Genomic DNA, 21,353 nt, shown 5'->3' with positions numbered 1-21,353 from the left:
AGTCAAGGTGTCGAATCCAGCGCAGGATGAGCACACGCCCGGCCGGACCGCCCCGCCGTCCTCCGACCGGCGCCGGGTCGCGTTCGCGACCGTCGTCGGTACCACCGTCGAGTGGTACGACTTCTTCGTTTACGCGTCCGCCGCCGGTCTCGTGTTCGGCAAGCTGTTCTTCTCCGGGCTCGGGGCGAACAGCACTCTCGTCTCGTTCGCCACCGTGGGCGTGAGCTTCCTGTTCCGCCCGCTCGGCGCGTTCCTCGCCGGCCACTTCGGCGACAAGTACGGCCGCCGGGTGGTCCTGGTGCTCACCCTGATCCTGATGGGCGCCGCGACCACGCTGATCGGTGTGCTCCCGACGTTCGGCCAGATCGGTGTCCTCGCGCCGGTGCTGCTGATCCTCTTGCGGGTCCTGCAAGGGGTTTCGGCGGGTGGTGAATGGGGTGGTGCCGTCCTGATGGCCGTCGAGCACGCGCCGTCGAAGCGCCGGGGACTCTTCGGTGCCTCGCCGCAGATCGGCGTCCCGCTCGGTCTCCTGCTGGCTTCCGGTGTGCTCGCGCTGACCAGCCTGCTCGTCCCCGGCCAGGCGTTCCTCGACTGGGGCTGGCGGATCCCGTTCCTGCTCAGCGTCGTGCTGATCCTGGTCGGGCACTACGTCCGGCGCCGCGTCGAGGAGAGCCCGGTCTTCCGGGAGATCGCCGAACGCCGCGAGCAGACCCGGACCCCGATCGTCCAGCTGTTCCGCAAGCACGCCGTGCTGGTCCTGGTGGCCGCGCTGGTGTTCGCGGGCAACAACGCCGTCGGCTACATGACCACCGGCGGCTACATCCAGAACTACGCCACCAACCCGAAGGGGCCGATCGGGCTCGACCGCGGACCGGTGCTGTGGGCGGTGACCGCGTCGGCGGCCACCTGGCTGATCTCGACGTGGGCGGCGGGCGCGGTGTCCGACCGGATCGGCAGGCGGCGTACGTACGTGCTCGGCTGGATCGCGCAACTGGCCGGCGTCGCGGTGCTCTTCCCCTTGGTGGACACCGGGAACATCGTGCTGCTGGCGCTGGGCCTGATCATCCTCAGCGTCGGGCTCGGGTTCACCTACGGCCAGCAGGCGGCGTTCTACGCCGAGCTGTTCCCCGCGTCGATCCGGTTCTCCGGCGTTTCGATCTCGTACGCGATCGGTGCGATCCTCGGTGGCGCGTTCGCGCCGACGATCGCGACCGCGCTGGTCGACGCCACCGGAACGTCGGTGTCCGTGGCCGTCTACCTGGCGGGGATGACGGTCATCGGCCTCATCGCCACCTTGTTGCTGCGCGATCGATCGGGGATCCCGCTCGGGCCCGACCACGAAGCCGAGCAGGCGGTGAGCCCGCTGCGGTTCTCGAAGTGACCAGTCCGTCCGTGACGCTCACCCGCCGAGGGCGTCACGGACGGCTTTCGCCGCCGCCTTGAGCCGCTCCGCGAGCTCGGCGGGGGCCAGGGTGCTGGACAGGTAGACGACCGCGAGCGCCGCGGGGTCGTGGCCTCGCAAGGGAAGTGGCACCGCGACGGCGCTGAGATTCTCGATCACCTCACCGTGGCTGTCGGCGTATCCGCGGGCGGCCACTTCTCGTATTCCCTCCGGCCAGCCCGCCTCCGGAAGCTGCGACAGGATCGCCCGGCCGGGGGCGCCGACGGTGAACGGATGCCTGGACCCCGGGCGCTGCGCGACGGACGCGACGGCGTGCCGGGGTTCCACGCTGACCAGGGTCACGCACTCTTCGCGGTCCATCACCGCCACGAAACACGTCATGCCGAGTTCGTTCGCGACCGCGGTCAGCTCGGGCAGTGCCGCGGCCTGCAGATCGTGCTTGATCCCCGCCGCGAGCGCCGCCAGACGCGTGCCGAGCTCGAATTTCCCGGCAGGCTCCCGGGTGAGGAGCCCGTGGTCTTCGAGCGTGCGGATGAGCCGGTACGCGATCGACCGGTGGACGCCGAGTCGTTCGGCGATCTGGTCGACGCTGAGCGCTTCTTGAGCGTCGGCGAGGACTTCGAGGACGCGGATGCCTCGGCTGAGTGTCTGCGACGCGCTCGAAGCCTTGCGGGAGTCCGAAACCATCGTATACGATCCATTTCGATAGTTGAACTGGCTGTTCGATTATAGAACAGGAACCGACAGTGTCGCCAAAGATGTCACGCGAAACCAGTTTTCCGCCGGGTTCGAACCTCTATCGGCCGCCCGCGCAGTTCTTCCGAGGCTGTCTCGGCCGGTTCGCGACCGGCGTGGCGGTGGTGACCTTCGACGCCGCCACGAAACGGCACGGCCTGACGGTGAACTCTTTCACCGCGGTCTCGATGGACCCGCCGCTCGTGCTCGTGTCGATCCAGCGCACCGTGAAGAGCCACGACCTGCTCGCGGACTGCCCGTTCGCGGTCAACGTCCTCGGCGCCGAACAGGAGGCGCTCGCGATGAACTTCGCCGGTCGCCCGACCCCCGAGGGCGCGCCGGTGTGGGTCGAAGGCGGGCATGCGCCACGGCTCGGTGGCGTGCTCAGCTGGTTCGACTGCACGCCGTGGGCCGCCTACGACGGTGGCGACCACACCCTGTACCTCGGCGAGGTGCGGGAGTTCGACTACCGCTCGGGCGACGCGCTCGGCTTCGTCGACGGGCGGTTCTCGACGATCCACGAATCAGCTCAAGGCCACGAATCCCTGTTCTGACAAGAGTAAGGAGCCCGACATGGGAGCCCGCACCGGACAGCAGTACCTCGACAAGCTCAACGCGATGACGCCGGAGTTGTACGTCGACGGCGAGAAGGTGACCTCGAAGGTCGCCGAGCACGCGGCCTTCCGCAACAACGCGCTGACCTACGCGAAGCTGTTCGACCTCCAGCACGACCCGGCGCACCGAGACGTCCTCACCTACGAGTCGCCGACGACGGGGGAGCGCGTCGGCACCTCGTTCCTGGTGCCGCGTACCGAAGAGGACCTCAAGCGCCGCCGGGCCGCATTTTCCGTGTGGGCCGAGTATTCCAACGGTTTCCTCGGCCGGACCGGCGACTACATGAACTCGTCGCTCACCGCGCTTTCCACCGCGAAGAAGTTCTTCTCCCAGGCCGATCCCGTCTTCGGCGAGCGCATCGAGAAGTACTACGAGATGGCACGCGAGAACGACCTCCTCGCGACGCACACCCTGATCCCGCCGCAGGTCAACCGTTCGGTGTCCGGCAGCCAGCAGGGTGGCGGGAACCTGTCCGCGAAGGTGGTGGAGGAACGGGAGGACGGCATCGTCGTCCGCGGCGCCCGGATGCTCGCCACGATCGCGCCGATCGCCGACGAACTCCTGGTGTTCCCCTCGACCGTTTTGCGCGGCACCCCCGAAGACGCGCCATACTCCTACGCTTTCGCGGTCCCGAACGACGCGCCCGGGCTGAAGTACTTCTGCCGCGCCGGACTCGACCACGGCCGCTCGGCCTTCGACGAGCCGCTCGCCTCCCGGTTCGAGGAGATGGACGCGGTCGTGGTGTTCGACGACGTCTTCGTCCCGAACGAGCGGGTCTTCCTGCTGGGGCATCCGGAACTCTGCAACGCCTGGTACTCCGAGACCGGGGCCGGCGCGCTCATGACCCACCAGGTCGTCACCCGCACGCTGGCCAAGACCGAGTTCTACCTCGGCCTCGCCAGTGAGATCGCCGCCGCGATCGGCATCGGCGGCTTCCAGCACATCCAGCAGGATCTGTCGGAGCTGATCTCCTACGTCGAGATCGAGAAGGCCGTGCTGCGGGCGGCGGAGGCCGACGGCAAGCTCAGCGAGGACGGCGTCTTCCTGCCGAAGTGGGAAGTCCTCAACGCCGCCCGGAACTGGTATCCCACCAAGGTCTCGCCGCGGCTGACCGAGATCATCCGCAAGTTCTCCGCGTCCGGCCTCATGGCCCTTCCGGGTGAAGCGGACTTCGAGGCGGAGGGGCGCCCCGACATCGACGTCTATCTCCAGTCGGCGACCCTGTCCGCGAAGGACCGCGCGCGGCTGTTCAAGCTGGCGTTCGACGCGTCGGTGTCGAGCTTCGCCGGGCGGGAGACGTTGTACGAATACTTCTTCTTCGGCGACCCGGTGCGGATGGCGGGCGCGCAGGTGAACGCGTACCCGAGGGAGGCACTTCAGGAACGGGTGCGGGAGCTGCTGGCACGGGACTAAACGTGAGGGCCGCGGTCCTCAGGGGGTGGCGGAGTCCCGGGTTCGGCGTAGTGCGAGCGAATGCGCCTGATGTGGCTGTGGCGACCCCTGAAGTCCGTGAAGGCCTCCTTCACTACCCTCAGGGTAGGCAAGGGGGCCTTCACGGACTTGGCTTCGGTCGTGACGCAGGGTCCGCGACGAGACACGCCCGGGATCCGCGAACTTGATTCATTCCAGAAAATGGGCCAGACTGCGCCCGTGCCCACGACCCAGGACTTCGAGCGGATGCTGCGCGGGGCCTCCCTGCGCGTCACGCGTCCCAGGGTGGCCGTGCTGACCGCGGTGCGCGACCACCCGCACGCCGACACCGACTCGATCATCGGTGCCGTGCGTTCGGAGCTCGGAGAGGTCTCTCACCAGGCCATCTACGACGTGTTGCGGGCACTGACCGCCGCGCGCCTCGTACGGCGGATCCAGCCGTCGGGGTCCGTGGCACGTTATGAGTCCCGGGTCGGGGACAACCACCACCACGTCGTCTGCCGATCATGTGGTGTCATCGCCGACGTCGACTGCGCCGTCGGTCCCGCACCCTGTTTGAGCGCGTCGGACGACCACGGCTTCGTGATCGAAGAGGCCGAGGTCATCTACTGGGGCCTGTGTCCCGAATGTGCTACCGAACCCCGTTCCTGAGCCCTGCAAGCCTTGATCCTCGGAAGGATTCCCGTGTCTGACAGCCCGGACGCCGTCGTCGGCGAAATGAACGAAGAGAGCGCGGGCGGCTGCCCCGTCTCGGCGGGGCGACGCAACCACCCCACCGAAGGCGCGGGCAACCGCGACTGGTGGCCGAATCAGCTCAACCTGAAGATCCTCCGGAAGCACACCGCCGCCTCCGACCCGATGGACGCCGGGTTCGACTACGCCGCCGAGTTCAAGACCGTCGACCTCGACGAGCTCGCCAAGGACGTCGACGCCGTCCTCACGACTTCGCAGGAGTGGTGGCCCGCGGACTTCGGCCACTACGGCGGCCTGATGATCCGTATGGCGTGGCACAGCGCCGGCACGTACCGCATCGAGGACGGCCGTGGTGGCGCGGGCGCCGGCATGCAGCGCTTCGCCCCGCTCAACAGCTGGCCGGACAACGGCAACCTGGACAAGGCCCGCCGTCTGCTGTGGCCGGTCAAGAAGAAGTACGGCCGCAAGATCTCGTGGGCCGACCTGATGATCTTCACCGGCAACCGCGCCCTGGAGACCATGGGCTTCAAGACCTTCGGCTTCGCCGGTGGCCGCGCGGACGTGTGGGAGCCGGACGAGGACGTGTACTGGGGTCCCGAGCGCACGTGGCTCGGCGACGAGCGCTACAGCGGTGACCGTCAGCTCGAAGGCCCGCTGGCCGCCGTGCAGATGGGCCTCATCTACGTGAACCCGGAAGGCCCGAACGGCAACCCGGACCCGCTGGCCGCGGCCCGCGACATCCGCGAGACCTTCCGCCGCATGGCGATGAACGACGAGGAGACCGTCGCGCTGATCGCCGGCGGCCACACCTTCGGCAAGGCGCACGGCGCGGCGAACCCCGACGAGCACGTCGGTGCCGAGCCCGAGGGCGCTTCGATCGAGGAGCAGGGCCTCGGCTGGAAGAGCTCCTTCGGCAGCGGCAAGGGCCGGGACGCCATCACCAGTGGTCTCGAGACCACCTGGACCTCCACGCCGACCCAGTGGAGCCACGGCTTCTTCCAGAACCTCTTCGGCTACGAGTGGGAGCTGACCAAGAGCCCCGCCGGTGCCCACCAGTGGCAGCCGAAGGACGGCGCGGGCGCGAACACCGTGCCCGACCCCGAGACCGGTGAGCTCAAGCGCCCGCCGACGATGCTCACCACCGACCTGTCGCTGCGGTTCGACCCGGTCTACGAGCAGATCTCGCGCCGCTTCCTGGACAACCCGGACGAGTTCGCGGACGCCTTCGCCCGCGCCTGGTACAAGCTGACCCACCGCGACATGGGCCCGATCCAGCGTTACCTCGGCCCGCTGGTGCCGCAGGAGACGCTGATCTGGCAGGACCCGGTGCCCGCCGTCGACCACGAGCTGATCGACGACGCGGACATCGCCTCCCTCAAGGAGAAGCTGCTCGCTTCGGGCCTGTCGGTCTCGCAGCTGGTCTCGACCGCGTGGGCCTCGGCCTCGACCTTCCGCGCCAGCGACAAGCGCGGTGGCGCGAACGGTGCCCGCATCCGCCTCGAGCCGCAGCGCGACTGGGAGGTCAACGACCCGCAGACGCTGGCCCAGGTGCTGCGGACGCTGGAAGGCGTCCAGGAGGCGTTCAACAGCGCCCAGACCGGTGGCAAGAAGGTCTCGCTGGCCGACCTGATCGTGCTCGGCGGAGCCGCCGGCGTCGAGAAGGCGGCCAAGGACGGCGGCCACGACGTGACCGTGCCGTTCACCCCGGGCCGCACCGACGCGACGCAGGAGCAGACCGACGTCGAGTCGTTCGCCCCGCTGGAGCCGACCATCGACGGTTTCCGCAACCACCGCGGCAAGGGCCACCGTCTCCCGACGGAGTACCTGCTCATCGACCGCGCGAACCTGCTGGACCTGAGCGCGCCCGAGCTGACCGTCCTCGTCGGCGGTCTGCGTGTCCTCGGCGCCAACGTGCAGGAGTCGAAGCACGGCGTGTTCACCGAGAAGCCGGGGTCGCTGACCAACGACTTCTTCGCGAACCTGCTCGACATGGGCGTTCAGTGGACCGCCGCGAACGGTGACGCGGAGACCTTCGAAGGTCGCGACACCGCGACTGGCGAGGTCAAGTGGACCGGTACCCGTGCCGACCTCGTGTTCGGGTCGAACTCCGAGCTCCGCGCGGTGGCGGAGGTCTACGCCAGCGACGACGCGAAGGAGAAGTTCGTCCGCGACTTCGTGGCGGCGTGGGACAAGGTCATGAACCTCGACCGGTACGACGTGGCATGATCCGAGCCTGAACCTGGCTTGACACCGGGCCGGCCGCGTTTCGCGGCCGGCCCGCTGTGTTTCCGCCGGACGAAGGGAGACGGTTCACGTGTGGGACTTGCTGGCGGCGGGTGGCTGGGGACTGCTGGCCGGGTCGGCGTTGCTGCTCGGGGCGATGCTCGGCTTCCTGATCCGGATCCCGGGCAAGGCCGTGGCCAGCGTGATGGCCTTCGGCAGCGGCGTGCTGATCTCCGCTGTCTCCTTCGAACTGATCGCCGAGGCGCACGAAAAGGGCGGCTTCCTGCCGACCGCTCTCGGCGCTCTGGGCGGTTCGCTCATCTACACCCTCGCCAACATCGCGCTCGCCCGGCGAGGCGCCCGGCATCGCAAGCGCTCGGGCGGCCAGCAGCCGTCCGAGACCGAGCAGGCCGGGTCCGGTACGGCCATCGCGCTCGGTGCCCTGCTGGACGGCGTCCCCGAATCGATGGTGATCGGCACTAGCCTGCTCGGCGGCGGAAGTGTCAGCGTCGTGACCGTGGCCGCCGTGTTCATCAGCAACGTCCCGGAAGGGCTGTCCAGCGCGGCCGGGATGAAGCGGGCGGGCCGCAGTCCGCGCTATGTCTTCACGCTTTGGAGTGGTATCGCCGTGATCAGTGGTGTGGCGGCCCTGCTCGGTTACGGCGTTCTCGGAGGCGCTTCCGGTGCCGTCCTGGCCGTGATCACCGCGGTCGCGGGCGGCGCGATCCTCGCCATGATCGCGGACACGATGATCCCCGAGGCTTTCGAAGACGCGCATCTCTGGACCGGGCTGATCACGGTCGCCGGTTTCCTCACCGCGTTCGGCCTTTCGCACATCGAGGGCTGAGCGTCACCGGCCGGACGGCGGCGGGATCGGCGCTCCGGCGCAGGACCCGTCGTCGGTCTTGCCCGCCGAGAAGAACTCGACGGCCTTGCTCGCACAGGGGAGCGAGGACAGCGAACCGTGGTGGTCGTCCTCGATGGTGAGCAGGGCGCCGCCGATCCGCTCGCGCATGGCCACCGCCCAGCCGATCGGTGTCACCGGTTCGTAGGTGTGCCCGACAAGTTGCAGCGGACTGGTCCCCGGCGTGAACTTCCACGGCTGGACCGGCAACGGCCAGCCCGCGCACCGGCCGTTCCAGAAACCGGGGGAGGCGACGGCCGGATACGCGCTGATGCGCTCCAGCCTGCGCTGCCAGATCGTCTCGAAGTCCCGCGGACCTTCGGACGCGTTGCAGAGGATCGCCGTCTGCTGGAAGGTGTTGAACCCGTTGGGGTTCACGTCCCAGGCGAATCCGCGGCCCTGCCCGGACACGGGTTTCGCGGCGGGGTCGCCGCCGTCACGCAGGGCCGCGAGCGCCTTGGCGGCGTTCGCCCACTCGCGGCGCGGGCCGGCGAGGTGGTTCGTCACCGTCTCGCCGTGTTCGTCGCGGAGTTTCAGCAGCGCTTCGAGCACCGCGGGCTGCCGGTCGCCGAAGTGGTAGACGGCGTCGTACCGGGCGATCCACGCGGCGAAGTCCCTGGCCGTGATCTCGCCCGCCGCGACCATCGCGTCGTCCATCGCGCCGACGTCGAAGGTCGGCGACATGACCGAGTCCAGCAGCATGCGGTCCACCCGGGAGTCGAACGCGGTGCGGTAGGCGGCGCCGAGGGCGGTGCCCCAGGAGACGCCGTAGAAGCCGATCTTCGCCTCGCCCAGCGCCTCCCGGATCCGGTCCATGTCGCGGGCGACGTTCTCGGTGGTCAGGTTGCGGACGAACTCGGGATCGGCGGTGACGCAGCGCTGGTTCACCTTCGCGTCCCGTTCGAACACGAACCTGGCTTTTTCCTTGTCCGGCAAGGAAGACGGCGGTTCGGCGTCGTCACCCGGGAGCGGCGGGCAGGCGACGTCGGCGCTGTAGTCGACACCGCGCGGATCGAAGCCGATCAGGTCGTGGTCCACGCCGATCCCAGCGGCCTTGCTGTCGGTGACCCACCGAGGCTCGTGGATCCCGGACTGGCCGGGGCCGCCGGGATTCAGCAGTACGACGCCTTGCCGCCGCGCGGGATCGGTCGCCTTCCGCCGCGAGACCGCGATGTCGATCTTCCGGCCGTCCGGCTTCGCGTAGTCGACCGGGACGGGCACCATGGCGCATTCGGTGCGCTGGTCGTCCGCGGGCTCCCAGCCCTTGGCGACGTCCTTGCAGAGCTTCCAATCGAGCGAGGCGGGCGACGCGGAAGCGAGCGCCGGTGCCGTCAGCGCGGCCATCGTCGTCGCGAGCAGCACGATCGCGACCCGGTTGCGGGGCATGGGCGGTTCTCCAAGGCTCGACGGCGGGACTTCGCCAGCCTCGCCACGAGCCCCGTCCGTCCACATCGGCCGAACGGCCGAGGGCGTCGGCCGTTCGTTCAGACCTCGCCCGATGCCAGAAGGTTCAGCAGTTCGGCGTGCCCTGCCTGGGTGATCAGGCTGGCGGCGTCGAAGTAGACGCGCTCGTTGGTGATCCTGTCGCCGTCGAAGAAGAACACCGCGATGATCGGCACCCGGAACGCCTTGCCGGTGGGCGGGCGGCCGTAGAACTCGCCGAGGTTGGTGCCGAGCAGGTCGAATTCGACGATGACCGACTCGTCGGCGAAGTGGTAGCGGACGTTGTCGTGCCGCTGATCCGGGAAGGCCGTGCGGGTCATGCGGTAGTAACCCATGACCTCTTCGTCGCCGTCGAAGATCTGCCCCGTCGCCATGATCTCGTAGTGCGGATGGCCGTTGAAGGTGCCCAGGGTGCGGTCGAACTCCTGGGTCACCTCCGTGTCCATGTGCTCCTCGATGATCTTGTGGCGGCGCTCGCGCAGGTCTTCGTTGATCACTGGTCCTCCGGGTCGTCACTGGTCGCGATCCGGAGCCTACCGCCCGCGGCTTCGTCGTCGGTCCCGTAGAGGAGCGTGCCGCACGAGCGCGAGAGGCAGGTCATGGCCTCGATCTTGTGGCCGGGGAAATCGCCGATCTTCGCCGGAGCGGGGGAGAGGGCGATCGAACCGTCGGAGCGGAGTACACCCGCCGCGTACACGGCCGAGTCGAACGGGCCGTCGTCGCCGGGGTCGGAGGCGGCCGAGATCAGGACCCGGCCGTCCGCGGTGATCTCGACGTCCGAGGTGTGCCGGACGTTCGTGGTTGGGTACGGGACGCGGAACGGTTGTGACTTCGGCTTCTTGAAGGACAGTTTCGAGACCGAGAACTCCGCAGAGTAGAGCGTGGCCGGACGGGCGTCCTGCCCCCGGTCCGCCCAGACCGCGAACAACCGGTCATTCACGTTTTTCAGGGCGAAACCCTCGTAATTGTCGTCCGGATCGCCCTTCGGTACCCGGAACGTGCCGAGAACCTTCAGCCGCCGGTCTTTCAGGTCGAGGTGAAAGCCCTTGCCGTCGCTGGCCAGCGCGATGAATTCGCCTGACTTCCCCGGTACGGCTTCGGCGGCCTCCAAGTCGACCGGGAGCTCGCCGGGCCAGTCGATCGTGTCCACCTTGGACACCTCGCCGCGGTCGAGCCGGACCCTGACAGCTCGGTTCTCGCCGGACTTCTTGTTGTCCCGCAACACAAGTGCGTCCACCCTGTCGCCGTCCTTGTCGAGGACGGCGATGCCGCTGGCGCCCGAGGTCATCCCGGTGCCGATGGATTCCCAGCCGTCGCCTGCCAGTGCCGTGGACGGCAGGAACAGTGGGAGGGTCAATGCCGGAAGAATCGCGAGGGAGGCGAATTTCATGCCGGAGAACCTAGTGCAGGAACCGGGCGGGAAGAAGGCCGGAATCGGTGCACTTCAGTGGCAAGCGGCGGCGAGGCGGGTTCGTGTGATCAGATGGACGGCACCGGTGATCGAGTGGACGACACGTGTGATCAGATGGACGGCACGTGATGGGGGCCCGGGTGGCGAGAGTGGCGTCCATTCAGTCACGTGTGTCGTCCGTCTGATCACACGTGTCGTCCCTTCAGTCACGCGAAAGCTCCGGGTTGGTCGTGAGTGGCGATTCGGGTCTAACTCAAATCGTCACTCACAACCCCTGCGCTCAGCCGCAGGAAAGCGTGCCGGCCCGGAGGGCGTGGCTGCTTTCGTTCCCGTCGTCGGCCCAGACCACCTGCTTGCTCCCGGAGGCGCAGGTGGGCGAGATGGCGAAACCTTCGTTGTTGTAGTTAGGCATCGCGCTCGGCCGGTCGAATGTGCTGGTCACGGCGAACTTGCCCTGCGTGTTGACGGCGAGCGTCGTCGAGTTCCCGTCGCAGTTGTCGTCGCAGACCGCCCACAGCTTGCCGGTCGAGCCCTCGTATTCGAGCTCCATGATCGAGTCGAGGCCGCTCGCGAAACTCGCGACACGGGTGTACTTCCCGCCCGCCTGGTCGAGCGCGTAGGCGTAGATCATCCCGTTGCTCTCGAGGCCGACGAGGTAGAGGCCGGTGCCGTGGCCGGGGTAGGTGCTCGGGTTGTACGGCGCCTTCGTGCGCTCGTCCACGAACCCCTTCGCGGTGAGCGCGCTGTCCGGGATCCACGACACGGCTTCGAGCCCGTCGTTGGCCGAGACCTTCGGCAGATCCGCCGTCAGATCCCATTCGGCCTTGGCGGTGAGGGTCTTGGCCGAGCCGGAGACGTCGTAGCGGAGCACCTTGAGCGCGCTCTTCTTGTCGTTGTCGCCGTCGCGTTCGGTGGCCGCGACCACGCCGTCCGGGGTGGCCACGACGGCTTCGGCGTCGGGGTCGCCCTTGCCGCTGCGGTAGCGCAGCTGCTTGCCGGACGACCAGCCGTTGGCGGTGTCCGGCTTCCACTTCGAGCCATTGCGCACGAGGCGGTAAAGCGTGCCTGGCCCGTTCTTCACCGCCCACAGGACGTCGGCGCCTTGGAAGGACAAACCGCTCATGTTGCCGCCCAGAACGTCCGAATCGTCGGCGTTCGACACGGCTGAGCCGCCTGGCCAGGGGCTGTTCGCCGTCGTGCTCGCGGTGGCGGTCGTGGCGGACAGGATCAGCAGGGCGGCGGCGACGGTGGCCACGGCGACCGGGCGGATCCGGCGAGGTGATCGGGGCATTCGCGCTCCTTCGGGGCGGACGAAGTGGATCGCGGCGTGTCGTCACAAGTTAAGTAAGTTTCCTTACAAATACAAGATATCGCCAAGTTCTCACGAAATGAAGCAACGGCGGGTTTACAAAAGATGTCTACTTGTCAAACCGGGTGTACATCGCCTACAGTTTTGTAAACCCAGCCAATGGAGGAGGGTGCGATGAGCGAGATGACGGGCACGATCCCGGTGGGCTCGACCGACCGGTGGACCGACCGCAAGCGGTATCTGTGGCTGATCGGCCTGGTGGTGCCGTCGCTCGCGTTCCTGGCCATCGGACTGCACGCGGCCACCGGATGGGGCGTGTGGTTCTGGATCGGGCCGATCGTGATCCTCGTGGTCGTCCCCCTGATCGACCTCGTCGCCGGGCTGGATCGGGACAACCCGCCGGACGACGTCATCGAACGGCTGGAAAAAGATCGCTACTACCGGTGGATCACCTTCGCGTTCCTGCCCATCCAGTACGCGGGTTTCGTGGCCGCGTTCTGGCTGATCTCGCGCGGTGACCTGTCCGTTGTGGACAAGGTCGGCCTGGCGATCTCGATCGGCTGCATCGGCGGCATCGGCATCAACACCGCCCACGAACTCGGGCACAAGAAGGAAAGCCACGAGCGCTGGCTGTCGAAGATCGCGCTGGCGCAGAGTTTCTACGGCCACTTCTACATCGAGCACAACCGCGGCCACCACGTCCGGGTGGCCACCCCGGAGGATCCGGCCAGCAGCCGGGTGGGGGAGAGCTTCTACCGGTTCTGGCCGCGCACGGTGTTCGGCTCGCTGAAATCCGCGTGGGGCCTGGAGCGCAAGCGGTACGCCCGGCGCCACCGGCATCCGTTCCGGATCGGCAACGACGTGCTCAACGCCTGGCTGATGTCGGCGGTGCTGTGGGCGGCGATGACCGTGTGGCTGGGCCCGGGAATCCTGCCGTACCTGGTGATCCAGGCCGTGATCGGCTTCTCGCTGCTGGAAGTCGTGAACTACATGGAGCACTACGGCATGCGGCGGCAGAAGGTCGGCCCGCCGAACCGCCGTCGCTACGAACGGGTGGATCCCAGCCACAGCTGGAATTCCAACAACATCGCCACCAACGTCCTGCTCTACCACTTGCAGCGGCACAGCGATCACCACGCGAACCCGACCCGCCGTTACCAGACGCTGCGTGATTTCGCGGAATCGCCGGTCCTGCCGACGGGTTACGCCGGGATGATCGTGCTGGCGCTGTTCCCGCCGGTCTGGCGCCGCGTGATGGATCCGCGGGTGCTCGCGCACTTCGACGGTGACATCTCCCTCGCCAACATCCAGCCCGCCAAACGGGCCAAGGTCTTGGCACGCTACGGAACCCGCGTCACCGCGCGGTCCCGGGTCGCCGACGACACGCACGGCGACGCGACCGAGGGCGGGATGTGTCCTGGCTGCGGCTATGTCTACGACGAGAAGCTCGGCGACCCACGGGAAGGCTTCCCCGCGGGAACGCCGTGGTCGTCGATCCCGGATTCCTGGTGCTGCCCGGACTGCGGGGTGCGGGAGAAGGTCGATTTCGTGGCACCGGGAAGGGTCGGAGCATGATGAAGATCGAGGCGGACCGCGCGAAATGCGACGGGCTGGGCATGTGCGAGGCGATGGCGCCCGACTTCTTCGAAGTGGGTGACGACGGCACGGTCGTGGTGCTCGACGAACAGCCGGGCGAGGAGCACCGGCAGGATCTGGCGGCCGCCGTCGACGCTTGCCCCGTCCTCGCCCTGAAACTGCGGGACTGACCATGGCGCTGGTCGTCGTGGGCGCGTCACTGGCCGGACTGCGCGCGGTGGAGGCCGCGCGCCGGGACGGGTACCGAGGGCGGATCGTGCTGATCGGCGCTGAGGACCATCCGCCCTATGACCGGCTTCCGCTGTCGAAGGCGTTTCTCGGCGTAGAAGGCCCCGAGAAGGTCGAACCGTTCCACGGTGAGACAGCGTTGCGCGACGAGCTCGGCGTCGAACTGATGCTCGGCGCTCCCGCGGACGGGCTCGACACCGCCGCTCGCGAGGTCTCGGTGGCGGGGAAGACCGTTCCTTACGACGCGCTGGTGATCGCGACCGGCGCCACCGCGCGGCGGTTGCCGGGCAGCGAAGGGATCGCCGGGGTCCACGCGCTGAGGACCGCCGAGGACGCCCTGGCCGTCCGGGCCGCACTCGACAGCGGGGCCCGGACGGTCGTGATCGGGGCGGGTTTCATCGGTTCGGAGGTCGCCGCCGCGGCCCGCAAGCGCGGGCTGACGGCCACGATCGTCGAGGCGCTCGACGTCCCGCTCACGCGTTCTGTCGGAGCCGAGGCCGGTGCGATGTGCGCTTCGCTGCACCGGGAGGCGGGCACGGAACTGCGGTTGTCCACGAAGGTCACCGGCCTGGAATCCGATGGTGGCGTGGTGACCGGCGTCCGGCTTTCGGACGGCGAGGTACTGCCGGCGGACCTGGTCGTCGCCGGCATCGGCGTCGTCCCGGCCACCGGGTGGCTGTCGGGGAGCGGGGTCCCGCTGCACGAGGGCGACGGCGGCGTGGTGTGCGATGCCACGCTGGCGACCGGGGTGCCCGGCGTGTACGCCGCCGGCGACGTCGCCCACGCCGCGAACCCGCTGTTCGACGGCGAACTGATGCGGCTGGAGCACTGGACGAACGCCGCGGAGCAGGGTGCCGCGGCCGCTCGTCACGCGCTGGCACCGGAGTCGGCCCGCGCGCTGGCTCCGGTGCCGTACTTCTGGTCGGACTGGTACGACCATCGGATCCAGTTCGTCGGCACCCCGCGGGCGGACGAGGTGGTGACCGCGGTCCCGGCTTCCGGTGGTTTCACCGCGTTGTACCGGCGCGGGGACCGGATCGTCGGCGCGCTGACCGTCGACCGGCCGCGCGAGATCATGAAGTACCGCCGCCACATCGCCGGACGGGCGCCGTGGCCCGAGGCGCTGGCTTTCGCCGCCGAAACGGCTGCTTAGAATGACGATCATGAGCGAGGCACCGGTCACTGGAGGGCCGTACCGGCAGCCGATCGTCGCGTCGGCGATCGAGCTGACCGTGCGTTCCGGCTGGTCCTCGGTGACGATGAGCAAGCTCGCGGAGATCGTCGGGGTCAGCCGTCAGACCGTCTACAACGAACTCGGCTCGAAGACCCAGCTGGCCGAAGCGATGATCTCGCACGAACTCGCGCGGTTCCTCTCGGTCGTCCGTGATGCCTTCGAACGGCACCCCGAGGACCTGGTCGAGGCGATCCACGACGCCGTCCGCGGCGTTCTCGAACTCGCCGACGACAATCTCCTGCTGCGCGCCATCGTCTCGGCCACGCATGGCGCCGACACGGAACTGCTGCCACTGCTGACGATCCGGGCGGGCAGCCTCCTGGGCGAAGCGACGATCATGCTGCGCGGCCGTGTCCGCGCCTACGACCCGCCGCTGGACGGCGAGCATCTCGACGTCGCCATCGACGTCGTGGTCCGGACCGTGCTGAGCCACATCATGCAGCCGTCGGACACTCCCGCGCGCACGGCGGACGCGCTGGCGTGGATGGCTTCGCGGGTACTCGGCGCGAGCACGAGCCGCTCACTGCGGCATCCGACGCTGGATTAGCGCCGCGGTCTCGGCCGGGCTCAGACGCGTATTGTCGATACGCAGGTGACCGTGCCGCTCGATCAGGTCCTGGGCATGGACCCGGCGGGTTTCGTCGGTGTTCATGACGTAGTCGCGGTCGAGTGCGAGAAGGTTGGCGTGCGAGAACTCGAGATCGCGTTTGCTGGGCTTGCGGTCGAGGCGCAGCTCGGTGGAATTGCGCTTGAGGCGCTCGTCGAGGTCCGAGTACAGCTCGACGAACCGCGTCCGCCCGCCGCGTGACCCCACGATGTCGACGTACGAGCCGATGAGCTCGGCGTCTTCGGGCAGCTCCAGCCCCCAGACGTAGGTGAAGACGAGCCCCGGCAGATCCGCGTCCGCGGCCTCTTCGATGACGCGGCGGCGGAACTCGTTGACGAGCCTGCCGAACGGCGGCGAGCCGAACGGGAAGATGCCGAGCACCGGCTCGACGGCCATGTGGTTGTGGAAAAGCTTGAACCCGGTGAGTTTGCACAGCTCCTCGCCGACGGTCATCTTGCCGACGGCGGGCGGTCCGAAGATCACGACGAAGTCCACCCGGTCACGTTAGCGGCCTCGCGCCGCTGAAACTGTCGGTGCCGTGTGCGAGGCTCCACCGATGATCGTCGTGTTCGATGCCGAGCTCTGGGTCTGGGACGCCCGCCGTGGGGAGACCTGGACCTTCGTGAGCCTGCCCAAGGACGTCTCCGAGGAGATCCGGGAGATCACCGATGGCCCGCGCCGGGGGTTCGGGGCGGTCCGCGTCCAGGTCGGCATCGGTGGCAGCAAATGGAAGACGTCGATCTTCCCGGACTCGAAACGCGGCGCGTACGTGCTGCCGGTCAAGAAAGCGGTCCGCAAGGCCGAAGGGATCGAGGAAGGTGATGTGGCGAAGGTGACCGTCGAACTGATCGACCTCTGATCGTCAGAGCAGGTGCTCGCCGATGGGGGCCGATGCCGCTCGGCGCGCTGACCGGAGGGCTGCTCGCGCACAGGTTCGGGCTTCGCGTTCCCTACCCTGTCGCGGGTGTCATGCGGGGCCTCGCGCTCGTGGCCGCGCTTCCCGTGCTGATCCCCGCGATGCGAGAAGCTACTCCTCGGTGAGCTCGGCCAGCTGATCGGCGGCGTCCTGGTTACCGCGTCCGGCCAGCCGCCGCAGCTCGTCCAGCGCACCCAGCTCGGTCGCCGTCTCGATCAGCTGGTCCGCCGCGTCACTGCTGCCGCCGTCGGCCAGCCGCCGGAGTTCGGCCAGGTCGCCGCGTTCGCCGGCGTCCTGGATCCGCTCGTCGATGGCGTCCTGCTCGTCGCTCATGTCACCAGGCTACGGCCAGGGGCACTCGTTCACCGTGATCGCCGCTTTCATTCCCGGCCGGTCTTCGCCAGCTTCGACGGCCACCAGATCTTCCGTCCGACGTCCACCGTCAGGGCCGGTACCAGCAGCGAACGCACCAGCAACGTATCGAGCAGAACGCCGAACGCGACGATGAACGCCAGCTGAGCCAGGAAGAGGATGGGGAGGACGGCCAGCGCGGCGAAGGTCGCGGCGAGCACGACGCCCGCGGACGTGATCACGCCGCCGGTGACGCGCAGGCCGCGCAAGGTGCCGTCCCGGGTTCCGATCCTTCCCGCCTCTTCGCGGACCCGGGTCATCAGGAAGATGTTGTAGTCGATTCCCAGCGCTACGAGGAACACGAAGCCGAACAGCGGGACGACCGGGTCGGCGCCGGGGAAGTCGAAGACGTGGTTGAACACCAGCGCCGAGACCCCCATCGTCGCGGCGAACGACAACACCACCGTGCCGATCAGCAGCAGCGGCGCGAGCAGCGATCGCAGCAGCAGGGCGAGCACGAGGAAGATCACCACCAGGACGATCGGGATGATCACCATGCGGTCGTGCTCGGAGGTCTCCCTGGTGTCGAGCAAGGTCGCCGTCGGTCCGCCGACCTTGGTGCCGTCGACGGGGTGCACGGCTTCGCGGATTCGCTGGACCGTCGCGACGGCCGCGTCCGAGTCCGGGGGATCGGCCAGCACCGCGTCGATCTTCGCGAGCCCGCCCGCTTCGGCGCTTTGTCGGACGTCCGAGACGCCTTCGACGCGCGTCAGTGCGGTCACCGCTTGAGCCTGGCCGGCCGGGGTGATGATCACCGTGGGCGAACCGGAGCCGCCGGGGAAGTAGCGGGAAAGGACTTCCTGTCCCGCCACGGAATCGACGGGGGTGAGGAAGACGTCGGACTGCGCGGTGCCGGAAGCCTTGAGCTGCGGCAGGAACGCGCCGCCCGCGAGCAGGACGACGGTCGTGACGATCCAGACCGTGCGCGGCGCACGCGAGATCCAGCCCGAGACGCGGCCCCAGAGCCCGCCGGTTTCCTCCTTCGGCGGGGCCACCGCCGGTCGGAAGGGCCAGAAGGCGTTGCGCCCGCACAAAGCCAGGACGGCGGGCAGGAACGTGATGGTCGTGAGGAACGCGGCGCCGATGCCGATCGCCGCCACCGGGCCGAGTCCCTTGTTGGAGTTCAGGTCGCTGAACAGCAGGCAGAGGACGCCGAGGATCACGGTCCCGGCCGAGGCCGCGATCGGTTCGATGGTCGAACGCCAGGCCGTGCGGAGCGCGGAGCGGGCGTCGTCGGTCGTCCTGAGTTCTTCGCGATAGCGCGAGATCATCAGGAGCGCGTAGTCGGTCGCGGCGCCGAAGACGAGGATGAACAGGATTCCCTGACTCTGCCCGTTCAGCGCCAGCACGTCGTGGTCCGCGAGCAGGTACACCGCGAGACTCGCCGTTCCCAGCGCGAACACCGCCGACAACAGGACGAGCAGCGGGAGCAGCGGGCTCCGGTAGACGATGATCAGGATGAGGGCGACCACCGCGCCCGCGACCAGGAGCAGCAGCCCGTCGATCCCGCCGAACGCCTCCTTCAGGTCGGCGACCTGGGCGGCGGGGCCGGTCACGAGCACTTTCAGCCCGTCGGGGGTGTCGCGGGCGAGCGCGTCCCGCAGTGCCTCGACGCCGTCCCCGGGGTCGCTCGTGGCGTCCAGGAGCACGACGACCTGCGCGCCCGCGTTGCTCTGCGGTGCGGGGATGAGCCGCGTGCTCGACGTCCGGTCGGTGAGGAACCGTTTGTCGGCCTCGGTCAGGCCCGACGGCCGTTCGGCGACGACGATCGCCGGGATGACGGAAGAGCTGGAGAACTGCTTCTGGAGCTCGCCGACCTCGGTCGCCTCGGCCGACGCGGGCAGAAAACTACTGCTGTCGTTCTCCGTGACCTGGCTCAGCTTGCCCGCGAACGGGCCGCTGAACCCGCCGAAGAGCAGCCAGGCGACCGCGACGAGGGCGGGGAGCAGCCACCGCAGACGTGACCGCGTGCGGGTGGGTCGTTCGACTTCCGAGATCATGGACGGATGGCTCCCGTGGCAGTGCTACTTCGACGAGTGAATATTTCGACCATCGAAATAGTAGAGTGGTCACCCGGACGGGGCAACAGGAGGGGAGGTTTCGGACATGTCGGAGGGCGCTGAAGAGGTCGAACGGGTCACGGACGACCTGCTGGTTCTCCTGCTGCGGCAGCTGACCGTCGAGTCGGACCGGTTCGCCGAGATGTTCGGCGAGGCGCACGGCCTGCACCGGACGGACCTCAACGCGCTCGCGGTGATCATGGACGCGGCCAGGATGGGGACCCCGATGAGCCCGAGCATGCTCGCGAGCGCGTTGCACCTGAGCGCGTCGGCGACGACGTCGGTGCTGGACCGGTTGGAGCGGGCGGGGCACCTCTACCGGGACCGGAGCGCGACCGACCGGCGCAAGGTCGAACTGCGGATGCACGACCAGGCCCGCGAGATCGGCGCCGAATTCTTCCTGCCGCTCGGCCGGAGCTACGCCGCCGCGTGGCAGGACATGGGGGAGGAAGAGCGGCGGACGGTCGCCCGGTTCCTGCGGAGCAGTATCGCCGCGACAGTGGAGGTCCGCGGGCGGCTGGCACCCTGAACGGGCCACTCGGACTGCGGGGCGCGCATTCCCCGGGAACACTCGGGGCATGCGATGTGTGGTGCTCGGGGCGACGGGTTATGTCGGCGGACGGCTGGTGCCGCAACTGCTCGACGCGGGCCACGAGGTCCGCGTGGTGGCGCGTTCCCCGGAGAAGGTCGCGGAGGAGCCGTGGCGTGACCGTGTCGAGGTCGAACGCGGCGACGTCACCGATCCGGCCTCGATCGAGACGGCGCTGACCGACTGTGAGGTCGTCTACTACCTCGTGCATTCCTTGGCGCGCAAAGACTTCGTCGAGGTCGACCGGGAAGCGGCGCGAACCGTCGCCGAGGCCGCGAAGACGGCGGGCGCGCGGCGGCTGGTGTACCTGGGCGGCATCGTGCCGGACGACGAGGACTTGTCGCCACACCTGGCGTCCCGTGCCGAAGTGGGCCGGGTCCTGCTGGGCTCCGGGGTGCCCGCGCTCGTCCTGCAGGCCGCGGTGATCATCGGCTCGGGATCGGCGAGCTTCGAGATGCTGCGCTACCTGACCGAGCGGCTCCCGGCGATGGTCACCCCGCGCTGGGTGCGCAACCGCATCCAGCCGATCGCCATCCGCGACGTGCTGCACTACCTCGTGCACGCCGCCGAGCTGCCGTCCGAAGTGAACGGTGCCTTCGACATCGGCGGTCCCGACGTCCTGACCTATGTGGACATGATGCGCCGTTACGCCATCGTCGCCGGACTGCCGAGGCGGGCCGTCGTGCCGGTGCCGGTGCTGACCCCGTGGCTGTCCGCCCAATGGGTCAACCTGGTCACACCCGTGCCGAAGTCGATCGCCGTACCGCTGATCGAATCGCTCGTGCACGAGGTGATCTGCCACGACCACGCGATCGCCGAGCACATCCCGGACCCGGCCGAGGGCCTCACCCATTACGAACATGCCGTCGAACTGGCGCTGACCCGGATCAGGAACGCCGACGTGCCGACCCGCTGGTCGGACGCGTCGACCGCGTCCGCGCCGTCGGATCCGCTGCCGAGCGACCCGGACTGGGCGGGCGGGACCGTCTACGAGGACAAACGCGAGCAGCGGACCGACGCCTCACCGGAAGCGCTGTGGGACGTCATCGAGTCCATTGGCGGGGAACACGGCTGGTATTCGTTCCCGCTCGCGTGGTCGGTCCGCGGCTGGGCCGACCGGCTCGTCGGTGGTGTCGGGCTGCGCCGCGGACGGCGGGATCCCCGGCGGCTTCATCTCGGCGAGGCGCTGGACTGGTGGCGCGTCGAATATCTCGACCGGCCGCGGATGCTGCGATTGAGGGCGGAGATGAAGTTGCCGGGGCGCGCCTGGCTCGAACTCAGCGTCGAGTCCGATGAGGACGGTGGGACCGTCTACCGGCAGCGGGCGGTGTTCGAGCCGCACGGCCTGGCCGGGCACGCGTACTGGAAGGGGATCGCGCCTTTCCACGGCGTCATCTTCGGTGGCATGGTCCGCAACATCACCGGTGCGGCGCAAGGCGTCGTGAGTGGCAAGGCCGGTTAGAGCCGTGTTTTAGGTGCCTGCTGGGTTCTGGCTGTGGCGGAGCGTGAGTCCGGTTCGTGAAGGCCTCCTTGCCTCGGCTCAGCC

General features: G+C 68.6%; 21 protein-coding genes. 13 read left to right on the top strand and 8 right to left on the bottom strand.

Annotation, left to right across the window (positions count from 1 at the left end; genetic code table 11):
- The first annotated feature begins 7 nt into the window (after window positions 1–7).
- The gene (locus tag ACFWMR_RS31315; protein WP_378276540.1) at window positions 8–1,381 is read left to right on the top strand and encodes an MFS transporter; all 1,374 of its coding nucleotides are present in this window, start codon (window positions 8–10) and stop codon (window positions 1,379–1,381) included.
- A gap of 18 nt (window positions 1,382–1,399) precedes the next feature.
- Here ACFWMR_RS31315 and ACFWMR_RS31310 read toward each other — a convergent pair whose 3' ends face one another.
- Window positions 1,400–2,089, bottom strand: coding sequence for an IclR family transcriptional regulator (locus ACFWMR_RS31310; protein ID WP_378276539.1), 690 nt, complete (start codon window positions 2,087–2,089; stop codon window positions 1,400–1,402).
- A 71-nt stretch (window positions 2,090–2,160) separates the two neighbouring features.
- Between ACFWMR_RS31310 and ACFWMR_RS31305 the strand changes: the two genes are divergently transcribed.
- The 5 genes from ACFWMR_RS31305 to ACFWMR_RS31285 all read left to right on the top strand — a co-directional run bounded on the left by ACFWMR_RS31305 (window position 2,161) and on the right by ACFWMR_RS31285 (window position 7,946).
- Entirely contained in the window at window positions 2,161–2,691 is a 531-nt protein-coding gene (locus ACFWMR_RS31305) for a flavin reductase family protein (protein ID WP_093936430.1), read from the top strand.
- Window positions 2,692–2,710: 19 nt separating this feature from the next.
- Window positions 2,711–4,165: a 4-hydroxyphenylacetate 3-monooxygenase, oxygenase component gene (hpaB, locus tag ACFWMR_RS31300; RefSeq protein ID WP_378380982.1), complete on the top strand. Its 1,455-nt coding sequence runs from the start codon at window positions 2,711–2,713 to the stop codon at window positions 4,163–4,165.
- Between the two features lie 237 nt (window positions 4,166–4,402).
- Complete coding sequence (locus ACFWMR_RS31295) at window positions 4,403–4,834, top strand: Fur family transcriptional regulator (RefSeq protein WP_378276537.1); 432 nt, start codon at window positions 4,403–4,405, stop codon at window positions 4,832–4,834.
- A gap of 33 nt (window positions 4,835–4,867) precedes the next feature.
- Window positions 4,868–7,102 carry a catalase/peroxidase HPI gene (katG, locus tag ACFWMR_RS31290; protein WP_378380981.1) on the top strand — a complete coding sequence of 745 codons (2,235 nt, stop codon included), beginning with the start codon at window positions 4,868–4,870 and terminating at the stop codon, window positions 7,100–7,102.
- A gap of 88 nt (window positions 7,103–7,190) precedes the next feature.
- Window positions 7,191–7,946: a ZIP family metal transporter gene (locus ACFWMR_RS31285; protein ID WP_378380980.1), complete on the top strand. Its 756-nt coding sequence runs from the start codon at window positions 7,191–7,193 to the stop codon at window positions 7,944–7,946.
- A gap of 3 nt (window positions 7,947–7,949) precedes the next feature.
- Here the strand turns inward: ACFWMR_RS31285 and ACFWMR_RS31280 are convergent, their stop codons facing one another.
- The 4 genes from ACFWMR_RS31280 to ACFWMR_RS31265 form a co-directional block, all read right to left on the bottom strand.
- The gene (locus ACFWMR_RS31280) at window positions 7,950–9,389 is read right to left on the bottom strand and encodes an alpha/beta fold hydrolase (protein WP_378380979.1); all 1,440 of its coding nucleotides are present in this window, start codon (window positions 9,387–9,389) and stop codon (window positions 7,950–7,952) included.
- A gap of 98 nt (window positions 9,390–9,487) precedes the next feature.
- The gene (locus ACFWMR_RS31275) at window positions 9,488–9,943 is read right to left on the bottom strand and encodes an ester cyclase (protein WP_093936435.1); all 456 of its coding nucleotides are present in this window, start codon (window positions 9,941–9,943) and stop codon (window positions 9,488–9,490) included.
- Window positions 9,940–10,836 carry a hypothetical protein gene (locus ACFWMR_RS31270; protein ID WP_378380978.1) on the bottom strand — a complete coding sequence of 299 codons (897 nt, stop codon included), beginning with the start codon at window positions 10,834–10,836 and terminating at the stop codon, window positions 9,940–9,942. The genes ACFWMR_RS31275 and ACFWMR_RS31270 overlap by 4 nt, the downstream gene beginning before the upstream one ends.
- Before the next feature lie 301 nt (window positions 10,837–11,137).
- Entirely contained in the window at window positions 11,138–12,148 is a 1,011-nt protein-coding gene (locus ACFWMR_RS31265; RefSeq protein ID WP_378380977.1) for a hypothetical protein, read from the bottom strand.
- A 192-nt stretch (window positions 12,149–12,340) separates the two neighbouring features.
- Here ACFWMR_RS31265 and ACFWMR_RS31260 point away from each other — a divergent pair, with 192 nt between their 5' ends.
- The 4 genes from ACFWMR_RS31260 to ACFWMR_RS31245 are packed head-to-tail and all read left to right on the top strand — an operon-like array spanning window position 12,341 to window position 15,771.
- Window positions 12,341–13,741 carry a fatty acid desaturase gene (locus tag ACFWMR_RS31260; RefSeq protein WP_378380976.1) on the top strand — a complete coding sequence of 467 codons (1,401 nt, stop codon included), beginning with the start codon at window positions 12,341–12,343 and terminating at the stop codon, window positions 13,739–13,741.
- Window positions 13,738–13,932 (top strand): ferredoxin, encoded by a 195-nt coding sequence (locus tag ACFWMR_RS31255; protein ID WP_093936438.1) that lies wholly within the window; start codon window positions 13,738–13,740, stop codon window positions 13,930–13,932. The genes ACFWMR_RS31260 and ACFWMR_RS31255 overlap by 4 nt, the downstream gene beginning before the upstream one ends.
- A 2-nt stretch (window positions 13,933–13,934) precedes the next feature.
- Window positions 13,935–15,143, top strand: a complete 1,209-nt coding sequence (locus ACFWMR_RS31250; RefSeq protein WP_378380975.1) for an NAD(P)/FAD-dependent oxidoreductase — start codon at window positions 13,935–13,937, stop codon at window positions 15,141–15,143.
- Between the two features lies 1 nt (window position 15,144).
- Window positions 15,145–15,771 carry a TetR/AcrR family transcriptional regulator gene (locus ACFWMR_RS31245; protein ID WP_378380974.1) on the top strand — a complete coding sequence of 209 codons (627 nt, stop codon included), beginning with the start codon at window positions 15,145–15,147 and terminating at the stop codon, window positions 15,769–15,771.
- Here ACFWMR_RS31245 and ACFWMR_RS31240 read toward each other — a convergent pair.
- Window positions 15,745–16,326, bottom strand: coding sequence for an AAA family ATPase (locus tag ACFWMR_RS31240; protein WP_378380973.1), 582 nt, complete (start codon window positions 16,324–16,326; stop codon window positions 15,745–15,747). The genes ACFWMR_RS31245 and ACFWMR_RS31240 overlap by 27 nt on opposite strands.
- 61 nt (window positions 16,327–16,387) lie before the next feature.
- On the opposite strand from ACFWMR_RS31240, the gene ACFWMR_RS31235 reads away from it, so the two are divergent.
- Window positions 16,388–16,690, top strand: a complete 303-nt coding sequence (locus ACFWMR_RS31235) for a DUF1905 domain-containing protein (RefSeq protein ID WP_093936442.1) — start codon at window positions 16,388–16,390, stop codon at window positions 16,688–16,690.
- A gap of 168 nt (window positions 16,691–16,858) precedes the next feature.
- Here the strand turns inward: ACFWMR_RS31235 and ACFWMR_RS31230 are convergent, their stop codons facing one another.
- Together ACFWMR_RS31230 and ACFWMR_RS31225 are read right to left on the bottom strand one after the other, a co-directional pair.
- Window positions 16,859–17,080: a hypothetical protein gene (locus ACFWMR_RS31230; protein WP_093936445.1), complete on the bottom strand. Its 222-nt coding sequence runs from the start codon at window positions 17,078–17,080 to the stop codon at window positions 16,859–16,861.
- A gap of 47 nt (window positions 17,081–17,127) precedes the next feature.
- A complete protein-coding gene (locus ACFWMR_RS31225) occupies window positions 17,128–19,158 on the bottom strand; it encodes an MMPL family transporter (protein ID WP_378380972.1) in 2,031 nt (676 codons plus the stop codon).
- A gap of 106 nt (window positions 19,159–19,264) precedes the next feature.
- Between ACFWMR_RS31225 and ACFWMR_RS31220 the strand changes: the two genes are divergently transcribed.
- Both ACFWMR_RS31220 and ACFWMR_RS31215 read left to right on the top strand, forming a co-directional pair.
- The gene (locus tag ACFWMR_RS31220; RefSeq protein WP_378380971.1) at window positions 19,265–19,747 is read left to right on the top strand and encodes a MarR family winged helix-turn-helix transcriptional regulator; all 483 of its coding nucleotides are present in this window, start codon (window positions 19,265–19,267) and stop codon (window positions 19,745–19,747) included.
- Between the two features lie 49 nt (window positions 19,748–19,796).
- Window positions 19,797–21,269, top strand: a complete 1,473-nt coding sequence (locus ACFWMR_RS31215) for an SDR family oxidoreductase (RefSeq protein ID WP_378380970.1) — start codon at window positions 19,797–19,799, stop codon at window positions 21,267–21,269.
- Window positions 21,270–21,353: the final 84 nt, after the last annotated feature.

The organism is Amycolatopsis thailandensis (genome assembly GCF_042723255.1).
Lineage (GTDB): Bacteria > Actinomycetota > Actinomycetes > Mycobacteriales > Pseudonocardiaceae > Amycolatopsis > Amycolatopsis thailandensis.
The sequence above is the reverse complement of the archived record's forward strand: the minus strand, read 5'-3'. Positions and strand labels throughout refer to the sequence as shown.

Excerpts from the sequence above, each read along its gene's own strand:
- hpaB (WP_378380982.1), top strand. The coding sequence starts at position 2,711 with ATGGGAGCCCGCACCGGACAGCAGTACCTCGACAAGCTCAACGCGATG.
- ACFWMR_RS31245 (WP_378380974.1), top strand. The coding sequence starts at position 15,145 with ATGACGATCATGAGCGAGGCACCGGTCACTGGAGGGCCGTACCGGCAG.
- ACFWMR_RS31215 (WP_378380970.1), top strand. The coding sequence starts at position 19,797 with ATGCGATGTGTGGTGCTCGGGGCGACGGGTTATGTCGGCGGACGGCTG.
- ACFWMR_RS31250 (WP_378380975.1), top strand. The coding sequence starts at position 13,935 with ATGGCGCTGGTCGTCGTGGGCGCGTCACTGGCCGGACTGCGCGCGGTG.
- ACFWMR_RS31225 (WP_378380972.1), bottom strand. The coding sequence starts at position 19,158 with ATGATCTCGGAAGTCGAACGACCCACCCGCACGCGGTCACGTCTGCGG.
- ACFWMR_RS31235 (WP_093936442.1), top strand. The coding sequence starts at position 16,388 with ATGATCGTCGTGTTCGATGCCGAGCTCTGGGTCTGGGACGCCCGCCGT.
- ACFWMR_RS31280 (WP_378380979.1), bottom strand. The coding sequence starts at position 9,389 with ATGCCCCGCAACCGGGTCGCGATCGTGCTGCTCGCGACGACGATGGCC.
- ACFWMR_RS31270 (WP_378380978.1), bottom strand. The coding sequence starts at position 10,836 with ATGAAATTCGCCTCCCTCGCGATTCTTCCGGCATTGACCCTCCCACTG.
- ACFWMR_RS31265 (WP_378380977.1), bottom strand. The coding sequence starts at position 12,148 with ATGCCCCGATCACCTCGCCGGATCCGCCCGGTCGCCGTGGCCACCGTC.
- ACFWMR_RS31255 (WP_093936438.1), top strand. The coding sequence starts at position 13,738 with ATGATGAAGATCGAGGCGGACCGCGCGAAATGCGACGGGCTGGGCATG.
- ACFWMR_RS31310 (WP_378276539.1), bottom strand. The coding sequence starts at position 2,089 with ATGGTTTCGGACTCCCGCAAGGCTTCGAGCGCGTCGCAGACACTCAGC.
- ACFWMR_RS31305 (WP_093936430.1), top strand. The coding sequence starts at position 2,161 with ATGTCACGCGAAACCAGTTTTCCGCCGGGTTCGAACCTCTATCGGCCG.
- ACFWMR_RS31260 (WP_378380976.1), top strand. The coding sequence starts at position 12,341 with ATGAGCGAGATGACGGGCACGATCCCGGTGGGCTCGACCGACCGGTGG.
- ACFWMR_RS31230 (WP_093936445.1), bottom strand. The coding sequence starts at position 17,080 with ATGAGCGACGAGCAGGACGCCATCGACGAGCGGATCCAGGACGCCGGC.
- ACFWMR_RS31220 (WP_378380971.1), top strand. The coding sequence starts at position 19,265 with ATGTCGGAGGGCGCTGAAGAGGTCGAACGGGTCACGGACGACCTGCTG.